General features: G+C 45.7%; 3 protein-coding genes. All 3 read left to right on the forward strand.

The annotated features are described in order from the left end of the window. The 3 genes from FBF75_RS15860 (at nt 1) to FBF75_RS15870 (ending at nt 24,779) form a co-directional block, all read left to right on the forward strand. A complete protein-coding gene (locus FBF75_RS15860) occupies nt 1–10,695 on the forward strand; it encodes a non-ribosomal peptide synthetase (protein ID WP_136944913.1) in 10,695 nt (3,564 codons plus the stop codon). A 45-nt stretch (nt 10,696–10,740) separates the two neighbouring features. Continuing rightward, nucleotides 10,741–14,574, forward strand: a complete 3,834-nt coding sequence (locus FBF75_RS15865; RefSeq protein WP_136944914.1) for a non-ribosomal peptide synthetase — start codon at nt 10,741–10,743, stop codon at nt 14,572–14,574. 62 nt (nt 14,575–14,636) lie between these two features. After that, a complete protein-coding gene (locus FBF75_RS15870) occupies nt 14,637–24,779 on the forward strand; it encodes a non-ribosomal peptide synthetase (protein ID WP_136944915.1) in 10,143 nt (3,380 codons plus the stop codon). The last annotated feature ends 6 nt before the right edge of the window (nt 24,780–24,785 follow it).

The raw sequence follows: 24,785 nt of genomic DNA on the forward strand, positions 1-24,785 counted from the left end.
ATGAGCAAACAGAAGATTCAAAAGGTATATCCTTTAACACCAATGCAAGAAGGCATGTTATATCATGCCATGCTAGATCCTAATTCGTCCTCTTATTTCACACAGCTGGAGCTTGGAATAAGAGGGAAGTTTGATCTCGATCTTTTTGAAAAAAGTCTCAATGAGCTCATCGGCACATATGACATTCTCCGTACAGCCTTTGTCTATCAGCAATTACAGAAGCCTCGACAGGTTGTACTGGCAGAGCGCAATCTAGATGTGTATAGAAAGAATCTATCTCACCTGAATCATCAGGAACAGCAAAAGGTACTAGATCAATATAAAAAGCAAGTGAGAAAGCAAGGCTTCCATTTAACGAATGATTTGTTATTGAAGGTCGCTGTTTTTCAACTGAATGAAACAAACTGGCATCTCATTTGGAGCAACCATCACATCATCATGGATGGTTGGTCCATGGGAGTTTTGATGAAAAAATTGTTTCATTACTACGAATCTTATCGGAACGGCAAAACGCCGGATCGCTCACAAGGAAAACCTTATGCAGATTATATCCAGTGGCTTGGCAAGCAAAATCAACAAGCAGCGGAAGGCTATTGGAAGGATCGCTTAGACGGTGCGGTTCAGCATCAAGGGCTTTTGCAGCAAAAAGAAGCGAACGGACAATATGACCATCAGGAATGGACGTTCACATGGGATGCTGAAATGGTCAGAAGCATTCAAGAGATCGCAAGAAATTGCCAAGTGACAGCACCAAATCTATTCCAGGCTGTTTGGTCGGTTCTTTTAGGCACTTACCATGCGGCACATGATGTCACTTTCGGAACAGTCGTATCTGGAAGGCCGCCAAGTGTGGCTGGGATAGAACAGATGGCAGGGCTTTTTATCAATACAATACCGGTCAGGGTAGAAATGAATCAGGAAGACACCTTCAAACAGCTGTTTCAAAAAGTTCAGCAGCATGCGCTGGAAGCGGAAAACTATGATTTTATGCCGCTTTATGACATTCAGCAACAGGCAGCTGCAGGAGGACAACTCTTCGATCACTTGGTCGGGTTTGAGAACTATCCTTTAGATCAAGAGCTATCTGGTGACACCATGTCGGAACGTCTAGGGTTTTCCATTGATGTAAAAGACGGATTTGAACAAACGAATTTCGATCTAAATGTCCTTGTATATCCAGGTGAAACATGGACATTGAAAATCAAATACAATGCGGTGGCTTTTGAAGAAGAGGTCATTGAAAAAATATCGAAACACCTGACCAACCTCATGAAGCAGATCATCGAAAATCCGGAAGTTCGCCTTCATGACGTGACGTGTATCACTGAAGAAGAAAAACAGCAGATTGAAGCATGGAACAAGACAGAACGAGATTATCCAAAGCATCTGTCTATTCCTGAGCTTCTGAAAGAACGCATTCAAACGCAGCCAGACCATCTGGCGTTAGTCGAAGGAGAGCGGGCATTCACCTATGAAGAACTCGGCCAAGAAATCCATCGTGTTGCGGGACATTTGATTGATAGCGGAGTGAAACAAGAAGATGCCGTCGCAGTGTATATGAATCGATCTGCTGAAGCAGTGATCGCCATTTTAGCGGTTCTTCAAGCAGGGGCTGCTTATGTACCAATTGATCCAGCCCAGCCAGAGGAGAGAATCCGCTTTATGCTTGAAGACAGCGGTGCATCCGTGTTGCTCTATGCGGACAGCCAGCCGCCAGTTCATGAAAGCATCCAAGCCGTTCATGTGTCAGACATATCGAATCAGTCAATCGTACCATTGGAAGTCGAGACCTCTCCTTCGCAATTGGCATATATCATGTACACGTCGGGGTCAACCGGTCAGCCAAAAGGTGTTCAAATTGAGCATCAGCATATTGTCAGATTGGCATGTTCTCAGGAGACACTGGGCTTGAACAAGTCGGATCGTATGGCACATACAGGAGCAGTCAGCTTTGATGCCATTACCTTTGAAATCTTTACAACACTGCTGAACGGTGCAACGCTTTATCCTGTTGACCGTGACACGTTATTAGACATCAACCGGTTGGAACGATTTATCCAAACGAATCAAATCTCGGCGCTCTTTTTAACGACAGGTTTGTTTAATCAACTCGCTCAGCAGCGGCCGCATATGTTTAAAGGATTGTCCAAATTGATCACAGGCGGTGATGTGATCAATGTGAAAAGTGCAGAGCTTGTGAAGAAAAACCATCCATCACTTGTTTTACTGAATGCGTATGGCCCAACAGAAAACACCACCATCTCAACCATTTATGAGGTGAGAGGGGATGAAACGGGCACGATTCCAATTGGTCAGCCGATCAATCATTCGACCGCTTACATTTTAGATGACAATCAAAGACTTCAGCCAATTGGCGCGCCAGGAGAGCTGTATGTCGGCGGAGACGGTGTCTCAAGAGGATATCTCCATCGTCCAGAATTAACAAAGCAAGCATTTATCGCTGATCCTTTCAAGGCAGAAGGGCGTTTGTATCGAACAGGAGATTTGGCTAGGTACGGTTCAAATGGTCAAATCGAATTCCTCGGACGGACAGATGATCAAGTGAAAATCCGCGGCTTCCGTATTGAGCTCGGTGAAATTGAAACGGTTCTTCAACAAGAGACAGGGATCGATGATGCGGTTGTGCTCATCCATGCGTCTCCTTCAGAAGAAAAAGAAATGACCGCTTACTATACGGGAACGATCACAGAAGAAGAAGTGAGGGCTCTATTTCATCAAGCACTGCCAGCATATATGGTACCTCATCACGTCATGAAGCTAGATGCTTTTCCGCTTACCGCAAACGGAAAGGTCGATCGAAAAGCTTTACCAACGCCTGACGTAGCTGATCGTGAAGAAATCATGATCATTCCACCTGAAACCGAGACGGAAAAGGCGCTTGCTCAAATTTGGGAGGAGCTGCTTGGGAAAGCGGTGGGAATAGATGAGCATTTCTTCATGACTGGCGGACATTCACTCAAAGCAATGATGATGTCAGCCAAAATCCAAGAAGTGTTCCAAAAGGAAGTTCCGATTCAAGTGATATTCGAAAAGCCAACGGTTCGATCGCTTGCGTCATACATTGACCAGGGCGGTCAAGAAGAACAAGGACATCCGATCTTACCCGCAGCGAAGGCGGAGGACTATCCAGTGTCACCAGCTCAGCGGCGCTTATACATTTTACAAACACTTGAACCTAAGAGTACGAACTATCATATTCCGATCGTCTTAACGCTTGAAGGTACGCTCGATCATCAGCGGCTCACCTCAGCATTTGATGAGTTGATTCAAACGCATGAAATCTTGAGAACGAGTTTTCATATGAAAGGCGAGAACATCGTCCAAAGGGTACATGAACGAGCGGCATTTGATCTCCCTGTCCATGATGTAAAGGAAGAAGAGGCCGAGGCATTTCTTGCTGAACGTCAGGCGCCGTTTGATTTGACAGCCGCTCCCCTCCTGCGGGCACAACTGCTCAAAGTGAGTCATGATCGTCATCTATTAGTCTTGGAAGCACATCACCTCATTACAGATGGCAGTTCCATGAAGACGTTCATTCAGGATTTGGCGAAAGCCTATGATGGAGAGGCACTTGCAGAAAGAGCCATTCATTATAAAGATTACGCTGTCTGGCAGTTAAGTGAAGAAGAAACAGAGAAACAACGTGCGCATGAAACGTATTGGCTGAAGCAATACGAAGGAGATATACCGGTTTTAGATTTGCCGACAGACTACCCACGTCCCGTGGAACGTGATTTTTCTGGAGAACGGGTGATGTTTGGCTGTGATCAAGCGACAACTCAGCGTATTCATGAGCTGCTCAAGAATACAGATACGACGCTGTACATGTTCTTGTTATCTGCATTTCAAGTACTGCTCGCTTCCTACAGCGGACAGGAAGATATCATTGTCGGATCTCCTGTTGCGGGGCGAACACATCCAGATATTCAGGACATGCCGGGGATGTTCATCAATACCATTGCGATGCGCGGGAAACCGGAACAAACAAAGTCATTTATACAGCTGCTTGAAGAAATAAAAGAAACGAGTGTAGATGCTTTTGCACATCAAAGCTATCCGCTCGAAGAGTTAATCGCGCGTCTGCCACTTGATCGTGATACAACCCGAAGCCCGCTCTTTAGTGTTTCGTTTAATATGCAGAACATGGATGTTCCTGCACTAAAGCTCGGCGATCTGAACATTTCGCCTTATGCAATACAGCACCGATCCGTCAAATTTGATCTGTCTCTAGAAGCATTTGAACGTGAGGGAGAAATAAAACTAAGCCTAGACTATGCAACGGCATTATTTAAAGAGGAAACCATCCGCCGGTTCGGAACACATCTGCTTGCGATTATTCGTGAGGCGGTCCAGCATCCGCATGAACAAATTGGCTTGTTCAATCTCTTGGATCAGCATGAGCAAATGGAGCGGCTGGAGAAAAGGGATGGAGAACAAACAGGTCAACATGAGCCGTATCATGTGCAATTTTCAAGGCAAGCCATGGAAACGCCTGATGCCATTGCGGTGATGGATGGTGAAAGGAAGCTCACCTACTGCGAACTGGATCGCATGTCCAATGCTCTTTGCAGTGAGCTGAAGATGCAAGGCGTAGAGAAAGAAAGCACAGTCGCGCTTATTCTTGATCGCTCTGTCTATGTCATTGTCTCGATGCTAGGTGTAATGAAAGCAGGCGGTGCATTTGTACCAATTGATCCAGCTTTTCCTGCGGAACGTATTCGTTACACACTAAAAGATTCAGGGGCAAAAGTCATCGTGGCAAATGAGTCTCTTGGCGATTCCTATCAGTATCTCAAGTCGATTCAGGTCGTACATGTGGAGAAAGCCGTCCAACGAAACGATTCTCTAGACCTGCCGGACGTATCGGTTGATCAACTGGCTTATGTGATTTACACATCTGGAACAACAGGGAAGCCAAAGGGTGTACAGCTCACGCATCGTAATCTATCACACTACGTCAATTGGTTGACACATGAAGTGACTTTACAAGAATGCGATCGAACGGCACTCCTGTCTTCTTATGCATACGACCTTGGTTACACAAGCATTTTCCCGGTTCTAAAAGCAGGCGGGACACTCTATATTCCTCGTGAAGACGTGTATACAGACCCTGTACGTCTCATGCGTTTTATTGATGAACAAGAGCTGACTTATATCAAAATGACACCATCCTTATTTCATATGATGGCAGATTCAAAGGGTTATACATTTGACGCTTTACGGCTTGTGGTATTGGGAGGAGAACCGATTGTCTCTGAAGATGTTGAAACATTTATGAAGCAGCATCCATGTGTGGCAGTGATGAACCATTACGGTCCGACAGAAACAACGATTGGTACAGTGAGCAAGCTAATGACACCGCATGAGCTGGACGCTTTAAAGGAGCGTTCTATCATCGGAAAGCCTATTGCTCATACAAGAGCGCTCGTATGCAATCGCCAGCAGCGTCTTGTCCCTTATGGCGCACCGGGTGAGCTCTACATTTCAGGTGATGGTGTTTCAAAAGGTTATTTGAATCAGCCTGAATTAACAGCAGAGCGTTTTCTTGAAAATCCTTATTTCCCTCAAGAGCGGATGTATCGAACGGGAGATTTGGTCAGACAGCATGCAAATGGGGAGATTGAATTCCTTGGAAGAGTAGACGATCAAGTGAAAATTCGCGGCTATCGAATTGAGAAACAAGAAATTGAGCATGCCGTACGTGCCCTTTCAACCATTCAAAAAGTGTATGTCAAAGTGATCAACACATCTCGTTTACCGGAGCTGGCGTTATATTATACAGCACCTGATCACATTGGAACGCTGACATTTAGAGAAAAGCTTTCAGAGACACTGCCGGATTACATGATTCCTACTTATTTTGTCAAAGTGGATCATATTCCGCTGACGCAAAACGGAAAAGTGGATGCGAAATCTCTGCCGCTTCCTCATGAGGCACATATGAACCGCACGGCACATGCAGCACCAGAAACAGCGCTTGAGCAGACGCTTTGTGATATTTGGTCAGATGTTCTTGGAATTGAGAAAGTTGGCATTGATGACCATTTCTTTGAATTAGGCGGGCATTCTCTGAAAGGCATGGTGCTCATTTCGAAAATCCAAGCCAAACTGAATCAGCATGTTCCACTCAAGGTTCTTTTTGAAAAGCCAACGATACGGGCGATAGCTGCCTATTTGGAAGAAGCTGATGCTTCGCTCGTTACATCCATTCAGCCAGCGGAAAAGCAAGATTTCTATCCAGTCTCTTCCGCACAAAAGCGAATGTACGTATTACAGCAGCTGCATCCAGAATCCGTCACCTACCATATGCCAGCCGTTTTCATGATGGAAGGAAACCTTGATCTGAAGCAGCTAGAAGGAGCGATTCACGCTTTAATTGATAGACATGAGTCATTGCGGACAGCCTTTGTTGAAATTGACGGGAGTCCCGTCCAAAAAATTTATCGCCGTGTGCCGTTTACGTTACAGATGGTTGAAGTAGAATGCGATCAGGTACAATCCGTCGTAGACAACTTCATGACACCATTCTCATTACATCAAGCACCTCTAATGAGGGCGAAAGTGGCAAAGCTGTCTGATGATAAATATGTGTTCATGATGGATATGCACCATATCATCGCAGATGGGGTGACACGCAGTCTGCTCATTCAAGAATTAGCGGAGTTGTATGAGCATAAGACGTTACCGCCAGTTCAGTTGCACTACAAGGATTATGCGGTATGGCAGCAAGAGGAAGAGCAGCAAGTAGCACTTGAAAAACAGCGGCAGTATTGGCTGGAGCAATATGCACAGCCACCAGAAGACTTGGCACTTCCGCTTGATTTCCCGCGGCCTAGCGTGCAGTCATTTGCAGGAGACCGGGTTGATAGATGCCTGTCTGCTGAAAAGGCGCAGCATCTCAAAGCGCTCATGGCTGAAAAAAATGTGAGCTTGAACATGGTGATGCAAACGGCCTTTGTCATTCTCCTTCATAAATTGACTGGGCAGCATGACATCGTCATAGGTGCTGTAACGGCTGGACGTACACATGCGTCAATCGAACGGATTCCGGGCATGTTTGTGAATACACTGGCCCTTCGACATGACGTTCAGTTAGAAGAAACTGCAGAGCATCTGCTAGAAAAAATAAGAGATCACAATCTATCAGCTTATGAACATCAAGGATTCCCATTTGAGGATTTGGTCGCGCAGTTAGACCTTCCGAAAGACACGAGTCGCAACCCGTTATTTAGTGTCATGATGACAACGGATGAGCGTGATCTGACGTTACCGGAATTGAATGGACTTACGCTTTCGCACAAACAGCAAGAAGCCGTTCAGGCAAAGTTTGATTTAACGCTCGGCATCTTTGAGGAACAAGATCAAGTGGGCTTGCGCTTTGAATATGCAGCGGCACTATTTAAAAAGAGTACCATTCAGCGATGGAGTCAATATGTTGAGCGAATCATAGACGAAATGCTTGCGAAATTGAATCAGCCGATCTCAACCATCTCCATCTTAACAAAAGAAGAAGAGCGACATCTGCTTGATGAATGGTCCGGACCTGTCCTAGATGTCCCGACAGATCAAACGGTTCATGCATTGATTGAGGCGAAGTCACAGGAAGTAACTCATCATAAAGCCGCAACTTTCTGCGGCACAAGCTGGACGTATGAAGAACTGAACAACCGGGCGAATACAGTCGCCGCAAGACTTATGTCCAGTGGCACAAAACCGGGAGACCGCATCGGCATTCTCACGCGTCCATCGCTCGAGATGACAGCCGCTGTTCTCGGAGTTCTCAAGGCAGGTGCGGCATTTGTGCCGATTGATGCTGATTATCCAGCGCAGCGCATTGCTTATATGCTAGAAGATTGCGGGGCAGAGGTCCTTCTGATTCAGAATGGGCTCACTGCACCACCTTCTTTCACAGGTCATACCCTCTTCATAGAAGAGGCAGTAGAAGGAGAAGCGCACGAGATTCAGGTTCCTATCAAACCAACGGATCTCGCTTATATGATTTACACATCTGGAACGACTGGACAGCCGAAGGGTGTCATGGTCGAGCATCAGTCTCTTGTCAATCTTGCTTTTTGGCACAATGATGCTTTTCAGGTGACGAAACAAGACCGAACCGCCAAATATGCCGGCTTTGGCTTTGATGCCTCCATTTGGGAGATGTTCCCGACATGGATCGCCGGCGCAGAGCTCCATATCATCGACGAAGCGATTCGCCTCGATATGATCAAGCTCAATACGTATTTCAATGACGAAGGCATTACCATTGCGTTTCTGCCAACACAGCTATGTGAGCAGTTTATGTCGATGGACAATCATTCTCTCCGTTACTTACTGACAGGTGGGGACAAGCTGAAACAGGTGAAGCCCGTTCCATACAAACTCGTGAATAACTATGGCCCAACAGAAAATACGGTCGTGGCGACTAGCGGGATCATTGATCCAGATCAAGGCACGCTTCCTATCGGAACAGCGATTGCCAATACTCGTTTTTACATTATGGGTTCGTTATATGACCTCTCGTCGCAAGGCGTACCGGGTGAGCTCGTGATTGCGGGGAAAGGACTGGCAAGAGGCTACTGGAATCTCCCAGAGGAAACGGACAAACGGTTTGTCCCAGATCCGTTTTATCCAGGAGAGCGCATGTACCGTACAGGTGATTTGGTGAAGTGGACAGAGGATGGCGAACTGATCTATCTCGGTAGAAAAGACCATCAAGTGAGCATCCGCGGATTCCGTATTGAGCTATCAGAAATTGAAGCGCAGCTCCTTGCGCTAAATGAAGTGAAAGAAGCCGTCGTGACAACGGTCAAAGACGCAAGTGATCAAGACGCTCTTGTCGCTTACGTCATTACAGATGCAGAAACGGCTGCGCTGAAAGAAAGCTTAAAGCGCATCTTGCCTGAATATATGGTGCCATCATGGATCATCAAGCTAGACCAACTGCCAATGACGGCAAATGGCAAAGTGGATCTCAAAGCACTGCCAGCACCTGATGTGGAAGCGAATCAAACAGCATACGAAGCCCCAAGAGATGAAGTGGAAGCACTACTTTGCGGCATTTGGGAAGATGTACTTGGCGTCAGCCAAGTTGGTATTCACGACCACTTCTTCTTCCTTGGCGGAGATTCGATTAAAGGCATCCAGATGGCAAGCAGACTCACGCAAGAAGGCTGGAAGCTCGATATGAAACTGCTTTTCCAATACCCAACGATTGCGGAGCTTCGCCCATATATCGAAGAAGCGGACCTTCTCACAGCTGATCAGTCAGCTGTGGAAGGAGAGGTCATTTTAACACCGATTCAGCGCTGGTTCTTTGAACGGAACTTTGATCACCAGCACCACTGGAATCTCTCAATGATGCTTCATGCACCAAAAGGGTTTGACTTGGCTGTCACAGAACAAGTTCTGCAAAAACTGCTCTCACATCATGATGCACTGCGCATGGTGTTCAGACAGGAGCATGATGACATGCTGCAATACAATCAGCGGGAGTTGACAGAACCATTTTCAATTATTTCTTGTGATGTTTCAAAAGCGCAAGATGTGAAACAGGCGATTTCCACATACGCCAATGAGTATCAGCGTCAACTGAATCTTGAAAAGGGTCCATTGATGAAAGTGATTTGTTTCCATACAGAAAACGGTGATCACTTACTCATCATCACACATCATCTTGTGATTGACGGCGTTTCTTGCCGGATTTTACTAGAAGACTTTATGTCTCTTTATCATCAGGCAGAAAAAGGAGAAACGATGGTTCTGCCGCCAAAAACGCACTCTTTCAAAGAATGGGCAGAAGCGATTGAACGATATGCGCAGTCACAGCTGCTAAAAAACCAGAAGGAGTATTGGGCAGCGATTGAAAATAGACCGTTTACGACTTTACCTGTTGACCATGAAGTAAAAGAAAGAAAAGTCGCGGATACGAAAGCGGTCAAAATGCAGCTGACAGAAGCAGAAACCGAGCATCTGTTAACGAATATCCATCTTCCGTACACAACAGAAATGAATGATATTCTTCTATGTGCGCTTGGGCTGGCCGTTCAGGAATGGACAGGTCAATCTCATGTACATGTACAGCTTGAAGGTCATGGAAGAGAGGACATTTTATCAGGATTAGATATATCCCGCACAGTTGGCTGGTTTACGAGCATGTATCCAGTCGTTCTTGAAGCGAAACCGAATCAGACCATTGCAGACGCTATCAAAGGAACGAAAGAGATGCTACGGCGTGTACCGAATAAAGGGATTGGTTACGGTATTTTAAGATACATGACACCATCCGAACCGTCAGTCAAACACGTGCAGCCTGAAATCAGCTTGAACTATCTTGGGCAGATTGATCAGGAAGTGACGACAGAACTCTTTGGGCCCTCAACCTATGATATGGGCCGTCAAGCAAGCCCTGAATCTGAAGCTGTTTATAAGCTGAACCTCAGCGGTCTTGTTCAGCACAATCAATTCATTCTGTCGTGCTCATATTGTGCAAGTGAATATGAAGAACAAACGATACAGCAGTTCATCGCATTGTTGAAGGAGAAGATCAGATCCATCATCACCCATTGCTTAGCGCATCAAGAGCGAGAATTTACACCAAGTGACTTCTCGGCTGCAGACCTTGAAATGGATGAAATGGACGATATCTTTGACATGCTTGAGGAGAAATTGACCTAACACCACTAGATCAGTCATGAAAAAGGGGAAGGAGGAATGAAATAGATGAGTCAATTTAAAAGGGATCAAGTTCAAGATATGTACTATCTGTCACCGATGCAAGAAGGAATGCTGTTTCATACCCTCCATCATCAAGAAAAAGGCTTTTATGTAGAACAAATGGATATGAACGTGAAGGGCACACTTCGGCATGATTTGCTTGAGAAAAGCATGAATATCATTGTGGAACGGTACGATATTTTTCGTACCGTGTTCCTCCACGAAAAAGTGAAGCGTCCTGTCCAAGTTGTATTAAAAAATCGACCTTTCCAGCTTGATGTTGTGGACATACAGGATCTTTCTGAAAGTGAACAGCTTGAACGTATTGATCGTTTTAAACAAAAGGATCAGCTGAGAGGATTTGATCTCTCGAAGGATCTGCTCATGCGGGCCTCTGTTTTTCAAACGGGTCCTTCAAGCTATCGCTGGATATGGAGCTATCACCATATCCTTCTAGATGGCTGGTGTTTTGGCCTAGTTGTGCAGGAATTGTTTGCGATTTATCATGCACTTTTGCATGACATCCCTTACAGGCTGGAGCCAGTCAAGCCATATAAAGAATATATTCAATGGCTGGAAAAACAAGATAAACAAGCCTCACTTGAATATTGGACGCAATCTTTGGCTGGTTTTGAGGGGCAGTCGACTTTTAAAGAACAGCGAAAGCAAACAAATGAGCATGAATTAGGCGAAATCGAATGGGCCATGAGTAAAGAAGAAACAGCTGCTTTATCAGAGTTAGCCTTGCAGCAGAATGCCACGTTAAGCAGTGCGCTTCAATCGGTTTGGTCTATCTTACTCAGCAGGTATCAGCGCTCAAACGATGTGTTGTTTGGAACGGTTGTGTCAGGACGTCCGGCAGATTTAGCTGGTGTGGACCGGATGGTGGGGTTGTTCATCAATGTCATTCCAAGACGAATTCAGCTGACAGACCAAATGACGTTCCGTTCTCTATTATCAGAGACGCAGCAGCAGTCTTTAGCGGCTGAACCGCACCAATATATCCCGATTTATGATATTCAGGCTAAGGCAGGTCAGCAGCAGCTCATTGATCATATTGTGGTGTTTGAGAATGTCCCTGCTGCAAAGAAAGACGAGCAGGAGTCACTGCTTGGCTTTACAGTAGAAGACATGAATGTCTATGAGAAATCGAACTATGATCTCAATTTACTTGCATCACCTGGGGAACAATTGCAGCTGAAGCTGGCCTTTAATCAGCGTGCATTTGATCCTGCATTTGTCCATAAATTAAAGGATCAGCTGACCCTTTTGATCAAAGGGACCATCAAACATCCAGATCAGTCAGTTCATACACTGACACTTGTGACAAAGCAGGAAAAACAGCGAATGTTAGAGGAATGGAATGCACCTGAGCTGGAGCATGATCAGCTTTATTTGACAAAGTGGTTTGAGCATAATGTCCGAAAACAGCCGAATGCAGTGGCATTATCAGCAGGTGATCACACGATGACATATGCGGAGCTGAACGAACAAGCCAATCGACTGGCAAGGCATTTGCAAAAAAATGGGGTGGGTCATCAAACGGTGACCGCCATTTTAGCAGAGCGGACACCTGAACTCATTGTCAGCTTACTCGCTGTCTTAAAAGCAGGTGCCACCTATGTGCCGATTGATCCAGATTATCCAGAAAGCCGTATCCAATATATGCTGAAAGACAGCGGAGCGACGCATCTTCTGACTCATTCATCCTTTATCAATCAGACGAGGTCACTCGCATTTGATGGCACGTATCTTTTTGCAGATGATCAAGAAATTTTACTGATGAGCTCAGAGAATCTGCCACTTGAAGCTGGTTTAGATGATACGGCATACATCATGTATACATCTGGAACAACCGGACAGCCAAAAGGCATCATGACGACCCATTCCAATATTGCCCGGGTGGTCAAAAATACGAATTATTTAACCATTTTAGAAACAGATACATTGTTGTCGTTATCAAATAGCGTATTTGATGGCTTTACATTTGATGTATATGGTGCGCTTTTAAACGGAGCAAAGCTTGTCCTGCCGCAAAAAGAAACCATTTTAGATATGGGGAAGCTCACTGAGCTGATAAAAGGAGAGCATATTTCTGTCATGTTTGTTCCAACGGCTTTATTCCATCTTCTCGTTGATGAAGGAACAGACTGGATGCGCGGTGTGCGTAAGGTGCTGTTTGGGGGAGAGAGGGCATCGGTTCAGCATGTGAGAAAAGCCTTTGATGTTATGGGAAAAGGCAGATTGTTGAACGTATACGGACCAACCGAATCAACGGTTTTTGCCACATATTATCCGATAGATGAAGCGATCCCTTTAGAGGCACATTCTATTCCAATTGGGAAGCCGCTCAACCAGACGGGCGCTTATATATTGAGTGAGCACAGGCAGCTTCAGCCGATTGGATTGGTTGGAGAGCTTTGTCTGAGCGGCAAAGGACTGGCAAAAGGGTATTTGAATCGTCCTGATCTGACAAAACAAGTGTTTATTCCTCATCCTTTTGCTTCGGGTGAGCGGCTGTATCGCACGGGGGATTTAGCCTATTTTCGAGAAGACGGTCTAATTGAGTATGCAGGTAGATTCGATGATCAGGTGAAAATTCGAGGACACCGAATTGAACTGACAGAAATTGAAGCCAACCTTCTCATGCACCCAGGTGTAAAACAAGCTGTACTCCTAGCGGATCATGATGAAACCAATCATACAAGGCTGCTTGCCTATATCACGTGTGATGATGCATGGAAAGGCAAACTCGATGACATCAAATCAAGGCTGAAAGAGCGTCTTCCAGCTTATATGCTGCCTCATGAGCTGATTGAACTGGAGAACCTCCCACTTACGCCAAACGGGAAGGTTGATAAACGCCAGCTACCAAAACCAGAGGCACCGCAAGGAAACCGCCGTGTGAAACTGCCCGCAAATGAAGTGGAACAAAAGCTGCTGGTAATGTGGCGAGAAGTACTTGAACGAGAGGATATTAGCACAGATGACCATTTCTTTGAGCTTGGCGGACATTCTTTAAAAGCGATGTCTCTTTTGTCCAAAGTATCAAAAGAGTTTGAGGTTCAGGTGCCGATTCATTTGTTGTTTGAGACCCCGACGATTGAAGCGCTTAGTCGTTATATTCAGCATCAGGACGGTGAAACCGCTGGCTATCTTGTATTCAATGAATCTCAATCATCAACAGTCTTTGCTCTTCCGCCATTACCAGGCTACGGCTTTATCTATCAGGAAGCAGCAAAAACGCTTGATGATGTCCGATTGATCGCCTTTGATTTTATTGAAACGAATAACCGAATGGCACAGTACGTTCAGCATATTCAGCACCTTCAGCCAAAAGGGCCGCTGACGTTGATGGGGTACTCAGGCGGATGTTACCTCGCCTTTGAGCTTGTTCAAGCGCTTGAACAAGTAGGACGGACAGTCGAGAAAGTCATCATGATCGATTCCTATAAGAAAATTGGAGAAAGTGATTTAGAAGGACGATCCATTGATGATGATATTGAAGCGATTGTTCATCAAACGAAACAAAACGAACTTGCTCAAGGGGAGATCGTTCAAGAAGCGCTTGCCCAAAAGACGCGCGCCTACTATGAAACGTTTGTTAAGGGGGTGAATCAAGGCAAAATACAGGCAGATATTACGTTCATCCAATCTGAAGAACAAATAGCGATCCCGGACTGGATGGAAGAGTGGACACAGGCAACGGCCGGATCTTTTACCCAATACCAAGGCTATGGTCAGCATGCTGATATGTTCAAACAGAAAGAATGTGCAGCTCAAAATGCAAAGCTGATCAAACATATTGTCAATCAAACAAATAGAGAACGAGTCTTGTAAACTTTAGATTAGGCAGGATGCAGCCTTGCAGTCCTGCCTAACAAAAAAGGAAAGGAACTCATATGAAACCATCAACCATTAACCAAACGAGTATACATGAATCAATGGATGCGATTTTACAAGATGTAAAGACAACCATTTTACAAACCAACGAAATCGAACGCTTCGCTGTTTTTTCACGTGAAAAAACCATTCGACCGCGGCCGTATCACCTCTCTCATTTATTTCTCGACAAGCACATTGAGCAGGAGGCCGCAGCGGAAGCGATACAGACGCAAACGGCTGTACCTGCTTTGGCCGACATGCCGCCCGCTCTTTCCTATGGAGGGGATCTCGATGTCACAGAAGGCGCACAGACCTTACAGGACGTCTTAACAGAGGCTGCAAAAACGACAAATGGGCTTACGTATATCGTGAATAGCAAGAACGAACTCACACAATCTTATGCGCAGTTGAAAGGAGACGCCGAGAGGGTTCTGACTGGGTTAAGGGCAATGGGGCTTAAGGCAGGCGATCCTGTTTTCTTTCAATTCTCATCGAATCATGCCATGGTCACTGCCTTTTGGGCATGTGTATTAGGCGGATTTGTTCCAACGCTTGTGTCGGCTGCCCCAACCTATCGGGAGATGAATGCTGCAGTGAAGAAGCTTCATCACGCTTGGAAGCTGCTCGAGCATCCGCTCATCCTAACAGATGACTCACTGATCGAGGAGGTGCAAGGGTTAGCCTTACTGTGGCATACAGACCAATTACGTGTCGCAGCAGTTGAGCCGATGCTGACATTAGAAAGAGATACAGCCGCTCATCCTGCCGCGCCGGATGATTCCGTCTTCTTTATCTTAACGTCTGGAAGTACAGGGATGCCAAAGTGTGTAGAGCATTCCCATAGAAGTGTGCTGGCGAACGTCAAAGGAACAGTGGCAGCAAATCAATTTACACAAGAGGATGTCTCATTAGACTGGATGCCTTTAGATCATATTGGTGGCATCGTGATGTTCCACCTTGTCAATGTGTACACAGGCTGCGAGCAGATTCGGGCAAGAACGGATGACTTTATCGCTCAGCCGTTGCGGTGGCTTGACTGGATGGACCGCTACCGTGCAACGAAGACGTGGGCACCTAACTTTGCATTTGCGATGATCAATGATTATGAGAAAGAGATTTCATCAGGGTCTTGGGATCTGTCGGCGATGACCTGCATGATCAATGGGGCAGAGGCGGTCGTGCCAAAAACCATCCACCGATTTCTACACCTGCTTGCTCCGCACGGCTTAAAGGGAGATGTGATCAGACCGGCTTTCGGCATGTCTGAAATCTCATCAGCGGTTGTGTTTTCCTTTGCGATTGAGCGTGGAGATGAAAACAGCGGGGTTCTGACCTTTGAGGAAACGTCGCTGACAGAGCAGCTAAGACCTGCAGAAGCACGTGAGACAGGAACCGTCAGCTTTACAGAGTTGGGCAAACCGATTCCAGGTATCACGATACGCATCGTCAATCATCAGCATGAGCTTCTTCCAGAAGATCATATTGGCCGTGTGCAAATAAAAGGTCCAACCACCATGAAGGGCTATTACCGGAATGACGAAGCGAATCAAGAAGTATTTCAAGCGGATGGCTGGTTTCACACGGGTGATTTAGGTTTCCTGCACGAAGGAAGGCTGACACTAACCGGTAGAGAAAAAGACATGATTATCATCAACGGGAAAAACTATCACAACTATGAAATTGAAGCCATAGCAGAGGAAGTACCGGGAGTAGAAACGAGCTTTGTGGCTGCTTGTTCTGTCCGAATGGAGGCTTCTGCATCCGATGAACTGATTCTCTTTTTTACACCGAAGCTGTATGAGCCGGCTTATATTATGAGGGCAAGTCAGCACATTAAATCCCATATTGCAACAAAAATGGGCTTGTCTGCATCTCGCATCATTCCTGTCCAGAAGCATGCATTTCCCAAAACAAGCTCTGGAAAAATAGAAAGGGCACAGCTCAAGACAAGATGGCAAGAAGGCGAATTTGATGAAATGATCATGGAAATGGACATGAGACTTGAAAATGAACATACCTTGCCTGATTGGAGTTATCAAAAGAAGTGGATACCTGCTCCACTTGATGCAGCTGACAAGCAGATCATAGGGGACGTTGTGATCTTTGCAGATCCATTAGGACTGGCAGATCAATTGAAATCTTTTGCAAACAGTGAACAAACATACATTACGGTTGAACCGGGTCAAGCGTTCAAACAACTCACACACACTCACTTCATCATCCACCCGAATCGGCCGTCTGACTACGAACAACTCTTTGAGACGCTCCGTTCGTATGGCGTTTCGGTGAAACACATCATTCACCTTTGGAACTATACAAACCAAGAAGACAAGCTTTATGTGGCCAAGGCAAAACAAGCGCAGAAAACGGGCAGCATGAGTGCATTATTTTTAACAAAAGCCATTTCCGTCTATGAGGAGCAGGTGGCCATCACTTTTGTCTCAGCCCATGCGATGAATGTGCCGGGGGATCATATCCACGATGTAGAAAAAGCAACGACAGCCGGACTGATGACAGCAGTTCAGCATGAATGGCCGTTTATCAAGGTGCAATGTCTTGATTTTTCTCTAGTAGAATCGGTATCTAGACATCCCCATGCAATGGCGATGATGGCAGAACTCACACATGATCAAGACTGTCATGTCGCTGCTTATCGTCAAGGTGTTCGTTATATTCCCTTTTTAGCACCTCTTCATTTGGAAAAGGAACAGAAAAGGAAAGAGCCGCCATTTGAATCATCTGGGCTTTATGTCATAACAGGCGGGCTAGGCGGAATTGGCCGTTTAGTCAGTGAACACCTACTGACATCTTATCAAGCACATCTCGTGTTGCTTGGAAGGAAAGAGAGAGAGGCACTTTCTAGTGACCAGCAAGAGACATTGTCTTTGCTAGAAAAGCAGGCAAAAGTGCATGGCGGCAAGGTTCTTTATGAGAAAGCAGACATCACGGCTGAAAAAGAGGTAGAAGCGATCATCTCTAGACATGAGGTCGCCGGAAATCGAAGGCTGGATGGCATCATTCATTTCGCAGGTATTATTCAAGAAGAACTGCTTGCTGATATGACATCTGTGTCTCTGAATGACATGTACGAAGCGAAGGTATATGGAACGATTGCGCTTCATGAAGCTGCCTCCAAACGCAGGAATGTTTTATTTCTTTCCAGCTCGTCAGCCCGAACGCTAAAGGGCGGTATGACTGTCGGCGCCTATTGCGCTGCCAATGAGTTCGTGGAACAGTTTGCTCATTATCAGAAGCTGACATCTACAGTGAAGCCATATTGCTTTAGTTTCAGCATGTGGGACGAGATTGGCATGAGTGAAGGCTCCATGATAAAAGGCATGTTAAAAGAAAGAGGTTATCTTCCAATTTCAAAGCAGGCAGGCTTCCAAACGATGCTCGCATGTCTGATGACAGATGCTCCGCTCATTTATACGGGATTGGATCGATCGAAGAAAGAGATTCACGAGATGGTCCATGCGGGTGCGAAGATGCAAACAGAGCAGACCTTTTACGTCTTTTTCCAAACTGATCAAACAAAGGCGGTGGAAGAGCGGCTGTATCAATCGATTCATACATGTTTACAGTCCCGTCTATCTGGTGAATATGCCGTGCATTTGTTTCCTGAGGAATATTGGAAAGAAACAGAAGATGGAACGCCAGACGAGGCATATTTTCATGAATTAATAGAGGAAAGCGGAATGGATTCAGACAACAGAGCACCTCACACAGAAACGGAGAAACTGCTCGCACACATTTGGTCAGAGCTGCTCGGTGTCTCAGATGTCAACTGCGGCGATCATTTCTTTCTACTAGGAGGTCATTCGCTGAAGGCGACGCAAATGCTGTCTGCGGTTAGACAAAAAACAGGGTTTGACGTGCCGCTTGCTGTGTTGTTTGAACATACGAGACTCGGAGAATTAGCAGACTGGATCGATTCAAATGCCAAAGCAGATGAAGTGATTCCGATGAGAAAAATGGAGAAGGGTCAGGACATTCCGATGTCTTATGCCCAGCAAAGACAGTGGTTCCTCTATCAATTAGAGCCGGATCTGCCATTTTACAATAATACGATTTCTTTTCGGATGAACGGGCCTTTAGATATCAAGGTGCTTCAGGAAAGTCTGCATCATATGGTGGAAAGACATGAATCGCTCAGAACGTCCTTTACGATGAGCGGGGATGAACCGGTACAGGTCATTCATGAACAGATGGCCCTGCCAGAGCTTGAGGTGATGGACCTTTCAGGCATAGCGTCACAGGAAGAGAAAGAACAAAAAGCGGCTGAATGGGCGAAAGAAGAGGCATCCACACCTTTTCAATTAGAACACGAAGCGCTCTTTCGAGTGAAGCTGATTCGACTTTCATCCGCAGAGCATATCTTGCTTATGTCCATTCACCACATCGTGTCAGATGGCTGGTCGATTGGCATTGTTGCAAGAGAATTATCCGAGTGGTATACAGCGGCGATCGAAGGGCGGGAGCCTCACTTGCCGGCACTGCCAATTCAATATGCGGATTACGCACTGTGGCAGAAGGAGTATTTGACAGGAGAACCATTACGTAAGCAGCTTGCCTATTGGAAGGAGCAATTTGCGGCACCTGTTGAAGATTTGGTATTGCCGTATGATCATCCGCGGCCGGCCGTTCAATCCTACAAAGGGAAGACGAAAACATATCAGCTGTCGAAGTCACTGTCTGAAAAGATTGCTGAGCTATCTAAGAAAACAGACAGCACACTGTATATGACCTTGCTGTCGGCTTTCTCTACTCTATTACATCGATTGTCTTCACAGGACGAGTTTGTCATTGGCTCGGTCATTGCTGGGAGAAATCGAACGGAAATGGAGCATTTAATCGGGTTTTTCGTGAATACATTGGCCCTGCGGATCGACCATAGCGGAAATCCAGCCTTTACGGAATTATTAGAGCGAGTGAAGGAGACAACCGTCGGTGCTTATGCACATCAGGATGTGCCGTTTGAGATGGTGGTCGATGAATTGAATATTGTCCGTGATGCCAGTAAGCAGCCGCTGTTTCAAGTTATGTTTGTTCTGCAAAACCTACCGCTTGAAGCTTCTCCAATGGGGGAGGCGACGTCAGTTTTAGCCATTGAAGATAATGATACAGCGAAATTTGATCTCTCTTTGTTTGTGTTTGAAGGAGCTGAAGGTCTTCAGTTAAAACTTGAGTATCATGCGGATTTATTTTCTGATGACACGATGGAGCGATTCCTTGCATACTACGAGCACCTGCTTGAAGGAATTTGTGAAAATCCAGCGCTGCCGATCAGACAAGTGAATTTCCTGCCAGAGAAAGAAAAGCATCAATTGCTCTATGAATGGAGCGGAAAGACTGATCAACCAAAAGGTCCGTTACTCATGACGGAACGATTTGAAGCGCAAGTGAAAAAGACACCTCATGCAGTGGCGCTCGAGTTCCAGGGAGATGAGTGGACGTACCAAGAGTTACATGAGAAAGTCGATCGTCTAGCAGCCTATTTGCAGCAGCGAGGCGTGACGCCGCATGAACCAGTTGGACTGCTCATCGACAGATCGCCTGAAATGATTCTTGGGGTGCTGGCCATTGTGAAAGCAGGCGGGGCCTATGTGCCAATTGATCCTGAATATCCAGATGCACGCATTGACTATATGCTGAGAGATACAGGGATTCAGCTTTTACTGACAAAAAATGAATGGCTGAAAAAAGTATCCATCCATCAAACGGAACTCATTTGTCTTGATCAAGGGTATGAAGAATTTTTACCAGAAGCAGAGGTCATGCCCGCTGCACTAAGACCTGATGGACTTGCTTATATCAATTACACATCGGGGTCAACTGGACAGCCAAAAGGAGTACTGATCCCGCATCAAGCGGTCGTCCGGCTTGTGTGTGAAACAGACTATGTCACCCTTGATGAACAAACGCGCATTTTACAAATCGCTAGCTTCTCTTTTGATGCATTTACGTATGAAATATGGGGAGCCCTTTTAAACGGGGGAAGGCTCATACTGACGGATCGAAATACCATTTTATCAATGGATACATTAGCGGAAGCACTAAAAACTCATCAGATTACAACAGGGTTCTTGACTGTGCCGCTGTTCAACCGTTTAACAGAAGAGCATCCAGAAGCTTTATCTGGACTTCATGCATTATTGGTCGGCGGAGATGCCTTATCAGCCGCTCATATCCGAAAAGCACTACCATATTTGCCTGAAGGGCTTTTAAATGGATATGGACCAACAGAGAATACGACGTTCTCCTGTGTGCATCACATTCGAGCACTAGAAGAAGATCAGGCGACGGTCCCGATTGGACAGCCTATTGCTTATTCACAAGCTTATGTATTAGATGACCAAATGCAGCCAGTTCCGCAAGGTGTCATCGGCGAAATTTACGTTGGCGGCACAGGGCTAGCACTTGGTTACCTTGGAGATGAAGACAAAACAGCATCATCATTTATCCCGCATCCTTTCCAAGAAGGAGCGCGTTTATATAAAACAGGCGATATGGGCCGCTGGCTGTCAAATGGCATCATTGACTGTCTTGGAAGAATCGATCATCAAGTGAAAATTCGCGGACACCGCGTGGAATGTGGAGAAATTGAAGCCGCTATGCTGACATTTGATGACATCACAGAATGTGCCGTTATCCCGCATCAGCATGAGAGTGGTCATAAGCGATTGATCGGTTATTTTGTCCAAAAAGGCGGCATGACCACGCAAGACATTCGCCATAACTTAAAAGACATTCTGCCAGATTATATGGTGCCAAGCCTATTAATAGAGCTGGATGAATTACCGCTCACGCCAAATGGCAAGGTAGACCAAAAGCGTCTTCCACCGCCAGAGTGGAGACAAGAAGAAGTAGAAACAGCCATTGATAGAGCAGCTACTGAGGAAGAACGTGTGTTAGAAAAAGTGTGGTCTCAGCTGCTAGGCGTTCCTTCTATTGGCGTCCATGATAACTACTTTGAGCTTGGCGGTGATTCTATTATTGTCATACAAATGGTGGCACGTTTAGCACAGGAAGGCTACGTCATCCAGCCGAGAGATGTATTTGAAAAACAGACCATCTCACAACTCGCACAAGCGATGAGAAAGTCAGAGGTCTCTACAGTCTATGATCAATCACCTGTGACAGGAGAGGTTCGTCTTCTCCCGATTCAATCATGGTTCTTTGAGCAATCGTTGACCAATCAAGATTATTGGAATCTATCGGCGCATATTGAAATGAAGCGATCTGTTCCACATGAACAGTTAACACAGGTTCTTTCAAAACTGGTCGATCATCACGATATGCTGAGAGCTATATATACAAAAGAGGCAGATGGCACATGGATTCAAACCATTCATGAGCCTGGTGTCACACCTTGTGTCACATTCTTTGATGTGACGGATGTATCTCAGGAGGAAGCACGGGAACAAATCCGCTTGGAGACAAGTGCCTGTCAAGGAACATTGTCATTAGAGCGCGGAGAAGTGATCAAAGCGATTCTTTTTCATACAGGTGAAGACACGTCTGAGCTCTTTATTGCTGCACACCATCTCGTCATGGATGGCATATCATGGCGCATGATACAAGAAGATGTACTAAATGGATTGAAACAGCTTGCTACGGGGCAGGACATCCTATTTGCGAAAAAAACCGCCTCCTATAAGCAGTGGGCAGATGCCTTATATGAATATGCACAAACAGATCAATTACAAGCGCAGGCCCCTTTTTGGCAAAAAATCAAGGATCAAGAGGAAGAAGGTTCTCCTTTCCAACTGCCTACGCTTTCTAATATAGAAGAACATGCAGAGATCCTGTCGGTTCAGCTCACAAAGGAACAAACAGATAGGTTACTTAGACAGGCCTCACAAGCATACCGAACAGAGATTAACGATTTACTGTTAGCAGGACTCACGCAAGCCATTGGAAAGCCAATGCTCATCACGTTAGAAGGGCATGGACGCGAGGATTTATTTGAACAGATGGATTTGTCACGGACAGTCGGCTGGTTTACAAGCTCTTATCCTATTTTTATTCCTTTTATACAAACCGATGTTGCAAGACAAATCAAAGACGTCAAAGAAACCTTACGAGCTGTGCCGCAAAAGGGAATCGGCTATGGTTTGCTTCAATACATGACAGAATCTCGTTTACTCAAAACGGTAACGCCGCAGATGAGCTTTAATTACCTCGGTCAGTTAGATCAGGCAGATGGCGAAGCCAAGCTGTATATAGCAGACGAGCGAAATGGACATGTTCACGATCCGAAAGCAGAAAGACAGCATTTGATCGATGTGTATGGATATGTGACAGATGGTCAGTTGCAGATGAACTTTATGATCAATCGTGAACTGCTGCAAGATCAAGAGGTGCGGTTGTTACCTGAACGTTTTAAAGAAAAAATGGAGATCATCTTGATGCATTGTGTTGAAACGAGCGGCGGCTTTACACCATCTGATTTTCCGATGGTTCAGCTCACGCAAAAGCAAATAGATGAACTTCCAGACAATGTAGTCGATGTGTATCCGCTGTCTCCAATGCAGCAAGGAATGCTGTTTCATGCACTGCTAGATCAAGCCTCACAAGCTTATTTTGGTCAGGTGCATATGACGCTCCAAGGCTTAACAAACGGCGATGCCTATGAACAAGCTTGGAATCTTCTTGTAGAACGTCATTCCATTTTGAGAACAAAATTCGCTTGGGAAGGGCTGAAGGAGCCTGTTCAGTTCATTCAATCAGAAGGAAGCATCCACCTCACTCAGCACGATGTGCGCCACCTGAGTGACGAGGAGCAAGAAGAGACAATCGAACACTTTTTAGTATCTGATCGTTCAAAGGATTTCAATTTAGACCATATAGATGAACCGCTGATTCGGATTGCTTTATTCCGTTGTGATGAGGAAAGATGCACGTTTGTCTTTAGTTTTCATCACATTTTAATCGATGGATGGAGTTTGTTCAGCTTTATTCAGGAATCCTTTGCGCTTTATCGCTCTCTTGTGGACGAACGAGAGATCAGTCTTTCTACAGTCCGTCCATATAAAGATTTTATCGAATGGCTGCAAAAGCAGGATCAAGAGAAGGCGCAAGAATTCTGGCAGCGTTATATGTCAGGCGTAGAGGAAGCGACACCGCTTCCAGGAGACGGCGAAGAACATGCTTTAGACCAAGAAGTAAGCATGGCGCAGTCCAGCGTCAAATTGACGCCAGAGATGCAGCAGAAGCTGGAGAAGATGACAGGCAAGCAGAAGGTCACGTTGAGCACACTGATTCAATCAGCGTGGGGACTGCTTTTGCACCTTCATTCAGGCGCAGAGGATGTCATATTTGGGGTGACCGTATCTGGCCGGCCAGCCGACTTACCAGAAGTGGAAAGCATGACAGGGCTCTTTATTAACACATTGCCGCTTCGTCTTTCGATCCATTCGGACTGGACGATTGCGCGATTGCTCGCCTATACACAGGAAACCGTTTTTCAGATGAGAGAATACGAGTATACCGTACTGCCAGATATTCAGCAGATGACGGAAATTCCAAATGGTGAGGCATTGTTTCACAGCATTGTCGTGTTTGAAAACTATCCGATTGAATCCATTGAACCGTATGGCGTACGCATTTTGGACATCGCCAGTCATGAAGAAACAAATTATGACTTAACCCTTGTCGCAGTGCCGGGAGATACGCTGGAGCTTCGGATCACATACAACTTACATCAATATACAGAAAAGCAAATACAAACGCTGATGGAGCAGCTGATTCACACCCTTGAAGCCATGACAGAACAAGTGGATACGCCGCTATCTTCCTTCACCATTGTGACAAGTGAGGAAAAAGAGCGGATGATCAGTGATTGGGCGAAAAACGCACATGTCAGCGTGCTATACCCAGACCAAGAAGAAGTTTATGCAGGCGTACATGATCCTGCCTATGAAACGGAAATATATGTCCTGAATGAAGAACATCAGCTCATGCCGGTTGGATTTCCTGGAGATGTTTTTATCGGTGCAAAAGAGATCAAAGCACTTTTTGGAGAGCTAGCCGATTGGATGGAGGCGCATAAAATTCCGCATCCATTCAAACATCAAACAGGCGAATATCTTTATCCGACAGGGGATGTCGGCGTTTGGACGGAAGAAAGCAAGATTCAGATTTTGGATTGGATGTAGGAGGAG

It is taken from the genome of Bacillus sp. S2(2019), assembly GCF_005144805.1.
Taxonomy (GTDB): domain Bacteria; phylum Bacillota; class Bacilli; order Bacillales; family Bacillaceae; genus Bacillus; species Bacillus altitudinis.

What these genes read in the sequence shown, in the direction of transcription:
- FBF75_RS15865 (WP_136944914.1), top strand. Translation starts at nt 10,741, where the DNA reads ATGAGTCAATTTAAAAGGGATCAAGTTCAAGATATGTACTATCTGTCA.
- FBF75_RS15870 (WP_136944915.1), top strand. Translation starts at nt 14,637, where the DNA reads ATGAAACCATCAACCATTAACCAAACGAGTATACATGAATCAATGGAT.
- FBF75_RS15860 (WP_136944913.1), top strand. Translation starts at nt 1, where the DNA reads ATGAGCAAACAGAAGATTCAAAAGGTATATCCTTTAACACCAATGCAA.